This is a genomic window from Ectothiorhodospiraceae bacterium 2226 (assembly GCA_013348725.1).
Taxonomy (GTDB): domain Bacteria; phylum Pseudomonadota; class Gammaproteobacteria.
In genome coordinates, this window is record CP054689.1 from 2,030,406 (window position 1) to 2,037,500 (window position 7,095).

The window sequence follows — 7,095 nt, forward strand, 5'->3', positions numbered from 1 at the left end:
GCGCCGCCGGCGCGGCGACCTCAGAACGGTTTCACCACCGCCAGGAGCACCACCGCCACCAGGATCAGCACCGGAAACTCGTTGAACCAGCGGTACCACACGTGGCTGCGGCGGTTGCGATCCTGGCGAAAGTCGCGCAGCAGCACGCCGCACCAGACATGGTAGGCGATCAGCACCGCTACCAGCGCGAGCTTGGCGTGCAGCCAGCCCATGTGCGCGTAGGCCGCCCAGGCATAATCGATCAGCAGCCATACCCCCAGCGCCACGGTGACGACCGCGCTGGGCGTGGCGATGCCGTAATAGAGCTTGCGCTCCATGACCTTAAAGCGCTCGACGCCGACGCGGTCGTCGGCCTGCGCGTGATAGACGTACAGGCGGGGGAGATAGAACAGGCCCGCGAACCAGGTCACCATGGCGACCACGTGCAGGGCCTTGACCCAGAGCACGTCAGCGGCCGCTCAAGGCGGCCTGCTGCGCGCCGCCGGGGATCATGCTCGCGATCAGCGCCCGCACGTGGTCGGTGTCGAACTCGCCGATGCGCTGGTGCACGATGCGCCCGTTGGGGTTGATCAGGAAGGTGGTGGGCGTGAGCTTCACGTCACCGAAGGCGCGGGCGACCTCGCCGGTCACGTCCAGCGAAATGGCGTAGGGGAGCTCCCACTGGCCCACCAGTTCGACCACGCGGTCGGGCGGGTCGTAGTGCATGGCAACCCCCACCACCTCCAGCCCGTGTGGCTGGAACTCTTGATACAGGTCGATGAGGTGCGGGATCTCCTTGATGCAACCGGGGCAGGTAGTGGCCCAGAAGGTTACGATCATGGGCCCGTCATGCGCGGCCGTCTGCAATTCGCGCCCGTCGAGGGTCTTGAGGGTTACCGCCGGGGCATCTTTCAGCCCGTCGGGCATGAACCAGATGGCGCCCAATGTGCCCAGCAGTACCAGGGCGAACAGCCCGATGAGGAGGTCCTTGGTTTTCATGGTGTCATTGTTGGTAGTCGGCTCGCGCCATTGGACCCGTGACGATGGGCTGAGTTCACGAATGAGCCTCGCCGTGCTTTCGCTCGCCGGCGCCAACTCTTATCATGGGTCGGCATTATATCGGATACGACAGGTCGGGACGCACGCATGATCAAGGCAGGCATCGTCGGCGGTACGGGCTACACGGGCGTCGAGTTGTTGCGCCTGCTCGCCGCTCACCCCGAGGTGGAGCTCGCGGCCATCACCTCACGCTCCGAGGCGGGCACCGCCGTGGCTGACATGTTCCCCAACCTGCGTGGCCATGTCGACCTCGCCTTCACCGCCCCCGACGAGGCGGCGCTCGAGACGTGCGACGTGGTGTTCTATGCCACGCCCAACGGCATCGCCATGCAGGGTGTATCCGCGTTGCTGGAGGCCGGGGTGCGCGTGATCGATCTGGCCGCCGATTTCCGCATCAAGGACATCGCCGAGTGGGAGCAGTGGTACGGCATGACGCATGCGTCGCCCGAGCTGGTGGCGGAGGCCGTCTATGGCCTCCCCGAGGTCAATCGCGAGGCGATACGTGGCGCACGCCTGGTGGCCAATCCGGGCTGCTACCCCACCGCCGTGCAGCTTGGCCTGCTGCCCTTGCTCGAGGCCGGTCTGGTCGAGCCCGATAGCCTGATCGCCGACTGCAAGTCGGGCGTGAGCGGCGCGGGGCGCAAACCGGCGGTGGGCACGCTGCTCTGCGAGGCCAGCGAGAACTTCAAGGCCTACAGCGTCGGCGGTCACCGGCACTGGCCGGAGATCATGCAAGGCCTGCGCGCGGCGGCGGGCGACGCCGTGGATCTCACCTTCGTGCCGCACCTGACACCGATGGTGCGCGGCATCGAGGCGACGCTGTATGCGCGTCTGCGTGAGGACGCCTCGCAGGCGGATCTGCAGCGGGTCTTCGAGGCGCGTTACGCGGCAGAAGCGTGCGTCGATGTGATGCCCGCCGGATCCCATCCCGAGACGCGCAGCGTGCGCGGCAGCAACCTGTGCCGCCTCGCGGTGCATCGCCCGCGCGGTGCGCGTACGGTGGTGGTGCTGTCGGTGATCGACAACCTGGTCAAGGGCGCAGCGGGCCAGGCGGTACAGAACATGAATCTGATGTTCGGGCGCGACGAGACGGTCGGGCTCGACGCCATCGGGACCTTGCCCTAGATGTTGCGCCGCGGCTCGAAGCCACCGCCCCCGGCGCCGCGCGCCCGCGTGGTGTGCGTGCGGGCACCGTGGCTGCTGCCCGCGGCGTTCGGCGCCTTGATCGCGGTGGCGCTGGTGGCGGCTTGGGCCTCGTATGAAGCGGGCCGCGAGAAGGGAATCTCGCAGGCGGGCACCTTGGCCCACGACTATGCCCAACTCGTCAAACGCTATGATGCGGCGCAGCGCGCGCACGCCGCGCTGCGCGAGGAGAAGACCGTGTTGGTGCGCAGTGGCGAGATCGAGCGCGAGGCCCAGCAAGAGGTGGCGCGCATGATGCGTGACCTGCAGGCCGAGGTGCTCGAGTTGCGCGAGGAACTGGCCTTCTACCGCGGCATCGTGTCGCCGACCGAAGGCGAGCGCGGCCTACGCCTAAAGGCGCTGCGCCTCGAGCCGACCCCCAACGAGCGGCTGTGGCGTTATCGGGTGATCCTCACCCAGGTGTTGCAGAACGATTCGGCCGTTGCCGAAGGCAATGTCAGCCTTCAGGTGCACGGGCTGCAGGACGATGAACCGCGTGTGCTGGCGCTCGGCGCGCTTTCCGAGAAGGGGGTCAAGGAAGTACCCTATCGCTTCCGATACTTTCAGAATCTCGATGGCGAGTTGCTGCTGCCGGCCGGGTTCTTGCCGCTGCGTGCCGAGGTGCAGGTCAAGCCCAGGCGCCGGGGCAGCGAGCCGCTCGTCAGAACCTTCGACTGGCCCTCCGAGGAGGATCCCGAACATGTGGGCAAAGAGCAAGAGACCTTCCACGGGCACCATTGACACCCTAATCGGGCCTGACACGCGTCTGGAGGGCGATGTGGTGTTCTCCGGCGGTCTGCACGTCGACGGCACGATCCACGGTAACGTCACCGCCGACGGCGATAATGCCACCCTGACCCTCAGCGAGGGCGGGGTGATCATCGGCGAGGTGCGGGTGCCGAGCGTGGTGCTGAACGGGCGCATCGAGGGCGATGTGCACGCCGGGCATGTAGAACTGGCCACCCGCTCCCGGATCGCCGGCAACCTATACTACCGGGTGATTGAAATGGCCATGGGCGCCGAGGTGAACGGGAGCCTGGTGCACCGGGGCGAGCGCGACGAGGCGCGCGAGCCGGCGCGTCTGACCGCGACCCGGGTGCTGGAGGCGGCCGAGGAGAATTCTTGACCATTTCGCTCGGGTAAGGGATAATTTCGGGCCATTATGGCTCAGCCCGCCGGCCAGCCCGCTGGCGGTTGGCCGACACGCCTACACAGGGAGAACGACCGAATGAGCACTGCGACCGAGATGCCGAGTCCGCTCAACTTTACGGACAGCGCGGCGACCAAGGTGAAGGATTTGATCGCCGAGGAGGGCAATCCGGAGCTGATGCTGCGCGTGTTCGTGACCGGTGGCGGCTGCTCCGGGTTCCAGTACGGCTTCACCTTCGACGAGACCGTCAACGACGGTGACACGCGCGTCGAGAAGAACGGCGTGGTGCTGTTGATCGACCCGATGAGCTATCAGTACCTCGTCGGCGCGGAGATCGACTACAGCGAGGGGCTGGAGGGGGCGCAGTTCGTGATCCGCAACCCCAATGCCCAGACCACTTGCGGTTGCGGTTCCTCCTTCTCCGTCTGACGACGTATAATCCTCCCGAAGAATAACCTCTGCCGGCGCCTCGAGCGCCGGCATTCCGTTCTGCTCCCGCGAGGCGGCGACGCGCCTCCCGCGCCGAGCAGTCACTTGGAGAGACCCGACATGAGCGAGTACCTGCCCGGGCTGGAGGGCGTCCCGGCCACCAAGTCCAACATCTCCTTCATCGACGGAGATGCGGGTGTCCTCGCTTATCGCGGCTATCCGATCGAACAACTCACCCAGTACAGCAGCTTCGAGGAAGTCGCGCTGCTGCTGCTGGACGGCCAACTGCCGAGCGGCGCGGAACTGCGTCTGTTCGACCAGGAACTGCGCAAGAACCGTCGGGTGAAGTACAACATCCGGTCGATGATGAAGGCGCTACCGCCGTCGGGGCACCCCATGGAGATGCTGCAGACGGCGGTGGCGAGTCTCGGCATGTTCTATCCCGGCAGCGAACGCCTCACCAGCGGCGGGGATCTCGACTACGTGCACGACATGACGGTCAAGATCATCGCGCGCATGCCGGTGATCGTCGCCATGTGGGAGCATCTGCGCAACGGTTACGACCCCATCGAACCGCGCGCCGATCTGTCGTATGCCGAGAACTTTTTGTACATGCTCGACGGTCGGGAGCCGGATCCCTTTCTGGCGCGCGTCCTCGACGTCTGTCTGATCCTGCACGCCGAGCACACCATCAACGCCTCCACCTTCGCCGCCCTGGTGGCCGGCTCCACCCTGGCGAGCCCGTACAGCGTGATCGCGGCGGCTATCGCGACCCTCTCCGGGCCGCTGCACGGCGGCGCCAACGAACGCGTGGTCGAGATGCTGCAGGAGATCGGTGCGCCGGACGCGGTTCCCCGCTGGCTGGACGAGCAACTGGCCGCCAAGCGCAAGATTTGGGGCTTCGGGCACCGGGAATACAAGGTCAAGGATCCGCGCGCGACCATCCTCCAGGGGCTAATGGAGAAGCTCATCGCCCACCGCGGGGGGAAGGTGAATCCGCTGTTCGAGATCGCGCAGCGCCTAGAGCAGGAGGCCGAGGAAAGGCTGGCGGCCAAGGGTGTGTATCCGAACGTCGACTACTACTCAGGGATTCTCTACACGGAGATGGGTATCTCGAGCGACCAGTTCACCTCCTTGTTCGCGGTCGCCCGTTGCGCCGGTTGGTTGGCGCATTGGCGCGAGCAGCTCGATGACAACCGCATCTTCCGCCCCACCCAGGTGTACACGGGCGAGCCCCACCGCGATTACATACCGCTCGACCAGCGACCCTGATCGGACGGCCGCTCGAACGCGGCCTCAGGGCCAGTACACCCCCCCAAGCACGACGGGCTGTGCCGCGCCGGTGACGCTCGGCAGGTTTCCCGGCCGTCGTGCCAGGCGTTCGCGCGCCAGCCACGCAAAGGCCACGGCCTCGACCCACTGAGGGTGCAGCCCCACCGTGGCCGTGGACGCTACCGAGCGCGGCGCAAGTTGCCGTGCCAGGCTGCCCATCAGGGTGTCGTTCGCGGCGCCGCCCCCGCACACGAACACCTCTTGCGTCTCCGGTGCGTGCGTCTCGATGGCGCGTGCGATGGTGCGCGCTGTCAGTTCGGTGATGGTCGCCTGCACATCCTCGGGCGCCAAGGCTTCCCGCCCGTCGAGTACCTCCGTCAGCCAAGCCTCGTCAAAGGTCTCGCGTCCGGTGCTCTTGGGCGGCGGGGCGGCGAAATAGGGGTGGGCCAGCAGGGCGTCGAGGAGTGGCGTCTGCACTTGCCCGCCAGCTGCATAGCGCCCGTGCGGATCGTACGGCTGCTGCCAGCTGCGCTGCGCCCAGGCGTCGAGCAACACGTTGCCTGGGCCCGTGTCGAAGCCGAGCACGGCGGCGTCGGGATCGGCGGGCAGCAGCGTGACGTTGGCCATGCCGCCGATGTTGACCACGGTGCGGGCTCGCCCCGTGGCGCGCCACAGCGCGGCGTGAAATGCGGGTACGAGCGGGGCGCCCTGACCGCCGGCGGCCACATCACGCCGGCGCAGGTCGGCCACCACCGGGATGCCGGTGCGGTGACACAGTACGTTGGGGTCGCCGATCTGCAGGGTGTAGCGTTCCTGCGGACAGTGGCGCAGGGTTTGGCCATGGCTGCCGATGGCGCGCACCGAAGCCGCCGCCACGTTTGCCGCGGCCAGCAGGCCCAGACAGGCCTCGGCAAATCGCTCGGCCAGGGCGACGTCCGCCGCGGCGCAGCGCGCCAGCTCGTCGGGCCCCGGGACCATCAATGCCTTCAGGTCAGGGCGCAGATCGTCCAGCGGCACGCGATGCGTGGCGATCAAGGCCGCGCTTGCGCCGCGAAAGTCCACCAGCGCCGCGTCCACCGCGTCCAGGCTGGTGCCGGACATCAGTCCGATGTACAACTCGGCGTCGCGCGCCACGCGCTTACATCTCGGCGTCTTGGGCCGCCGCGACGGCGCGGTTGAACAAGTCGAGTTGCGCGATGGCCGTGGCGGCATGCGCCTGGAAGGACGGCTTCAGTTCCGCCCGAATCGGCTCGGCGTTGGGCAAGCGGACCGTGAGGGGGTCCCGGTGGGTCCCGTTCACGCGGAACTCATAGTGCAGGTGCGGCCCCGTGGCCATGCCCGACATGCCGACATAGCCGATGACCTGCCCCTGCCGCACGCGGCTGCCGGTCTGCAGCCCCCGGCGAAAGCTCGACATGTGCGCGTACAAGGTCTCGTAGCCGCGCCCGTGGTCGATGATGATGGTCAGTCCGTAGCCGCCCCGGTTGCCGCGATAGGTGATGCGTCCGTCGCCCGACGCCTTGATCGGCGTGCCGGTGGGGGCGGCATAATCGACCCCCCGGTGCGGGCGGCGTTGACCGAGGATGGGGTGGTGGCGCGCGGGCTGGAAGCGCGAACTGATGCGGCGGAAGTCCACCGGCGTGCGCAGGAACGCCTTGCGCATGGAGAGCCCTTCCGGCGTGTAATAGCTCACATTGCCGTCCGGATCGACGAAGCGCACCGCCTGTACCGCGCGGCCGCGGTTGTGGAACTCCGCGGCCAGGATGGCGCCGTCGCCGATCTTGTCCCCATCGAGGTACTGCTCCTCGTAGATCAGGCTGAAGGCGTCGCCCGCGCGCAGGTCCATGGCGAAATCGATGTCCCAGCCGAAGATGTCGGCCATCCCCATGATGACGTTGTCGGACAGCCCGGCGTCTTTGGCGGCTGCATAAAAAGAGGTGCCGATGGTGCCCCAGGCGTGGCGCGTGCGCACCTCTACCGGCTGATCGATGGCGCGTACCTCGAGTCCGTCCCGGCCGCGAGTC

General features: G+C 67.3%; 9 protein-coding genes (1 of these 9 cut by a window edge). 5 read left to right on the plus strand and 4 right to left on the minus strand.

Annotation, left to right across the window (positions count from 1 at the left end; all coding sequences use genetic code 11):
* Positions 1 to 20: 20 nt before the first annotated feature.
* Both hemJ and HUS23_09760 read right to left on the minus strand, forming a co-directional pair.
* Positions 21 to 446 carry a protoporphyrinogen oxidase HemJ gene (gene hemJ, locus HUS23_09755; protein ID QKT04082.1) on the minus strand — a complete coding sequence of 142 codons (426 nt, stop codon included), beginning with the start codon at positions 444 to 446 and terminating at the stop codon, positions 21 to 23.
* A 1-nt stretch (position 447) separates the two neighbouring features.
* Complete coding sequence (locus HUS23_09760) at positions 448 to 978, minus strand: TlpA family protein disulfide reductase (GenBank protein QKT04083.1); 531 nt, start codon at positions 976 to 978, stop codon at positions 448 to 450.
* A gap of 147 nt (positions 979 to 1,125) precedes the next feature.
* On the opposite strand from HUS23_09760, the gene HUS23_09765 reads away from it, so the two are divergent.
* From HUS23_09765 to HUS23_09785, 5 genes are all read left to right on the plus strand, one after another.
* Complete coding sequence (locus tag HUS23_09765) at positions 1,126 to 2,163, plus strand: N-acetyl-gamma-glutamyl-phosphate reductase (protein QKT04084.1); 1,038 nt, start codon at positions 1,126 to 1,128, stop codon at positions 2,161 to 2,163.
* A complete protein-coding gene (locus HUS23_09770) occupies positions 2,164 to 2,961 on the plus strand; it encodes a hypothetical protein (protein ID QKT04085.1) in 798 nt (265 codons plus the stop codon).
* Positions 2,921 to 3,346 carry a polymer-forming cytoskeletal protein gene (locus HUS23_09775; GenBank protein ID QKT04086.1) on the plus strand — a complete coding sequence of 142 codons (426 nt, stop codon included), beginning with the start codon at positions 2,921 to 2,923 and terminating at the stop codon, positions 3,344 to 3,346. Before HUS23_09770 ends, HUS23_09775 begins: the two co-directional genes overlap by 41 nt.
* Positions 3,347 to 3,448: 102 nt before the next feature.
* Entirely contained in the window at positions 3,449 to 3,799 is a 351-nt protein-coding gene (gene erpA / locus HUS23_09780) for an iron-sulfur cluster insertion protein ErpA (GenBank protein QKT04087.1), read from the plus strand.
* 120 nt (positions 3,800 to 3,919) lie between these two features.
* Positions 3,920 to 5,071, plus strand: coding sequence for a citrate synthase (locus tag HUS23_09785; GenBank protein QKT04088.1), 1,152 nt, complete (start codon positions 3,920 to 3,922; stop codon positions 5,069 to 5,071).
* Between the two features lie 24 nt (positions 5,072 to 5,095).
* Here HUS23_09785 and HUS23_09790 read toward each other — a convergent pair whose 3' ends face one another.
* The gene (locus HUS23_09790) at positions 5,096 to 6,283 is read right to left on the minus strand and encodes an anhydro-N-acetylmuramic acid kinase (GenBank protein QKT04089.1); all 1,188 of its coding nucleotides are present in this window, start codon (positions 6,281 to 6,283) and stop codon (positions 5,096 to 5,098) included.
* Positions 6,210 to 7,095 carry the 3' portion of a peptidoglycan DD-metalloendopeptidase family protein gene (locus HUS23_09795; protein QKT04090.1) on the minus strand. It continues 521 nt past the right edge of the window, so 886 of the gene's 1,407 nt are visible here — the last part of the coding sequence; its start codon lies beyond the right edge, outside the window — the gene reads right to left on this strand; it ends in the stop codon at positions 6,210 to 6,212. The genes HUS23_09790 and HUS23_09795 overlap by 74 nt, the downstream gene beginning before the upstream one ends.

Coding starts and splice junctions, on each gene's coding strand:
- HUS23_09760 (QKT04083.1), bottom strand. CDS start 978: ATGAAAACCAAGGACCTCCTCATCGGGCTGTTCGCCCTGGTACTGCTG.
- HUS23_09765 (QKT04084.1), top strand. CDS start 1,126: ATGATCAAGGCAGGCATCGTCGGCGGTACGGGCTACACGGGCGTCGAG.
- HUS23_09770 (QKT04085.1), top strand. CDS start 2,164: ATGTTGCGCCGCGGCTCGAAGCCACCGCCCCCGGCGCCGCGCGCCCGC.
- HUS23_09775 (QKT04086.1), top strand. CDS start 2,921: ATGTGGGCAAAGAGCAAGAGACCTTCCACGGGCACCATTGACACCCTA.
- erpA (QKT04087.1), top strand. CDS start 3,449: ATGAGCACTGCGACCGAGATGCCGAGTCCGCTCAACTTTACGGACAGC.
- HUS23_09785 (QKT04088.1), top strand. CDS start 3,920: ATGAGCGAGTACCTGCCCGGGCTGGAGGGCGTCCCGGCCACCAAGTCC.
- HUS23_09790 (QKT04089.1), bottom strand. CDS start 6,283: ATGCCGCCACGGCCATCGCGCAACTCGACTTGTTCAACCGCGCCGTCG.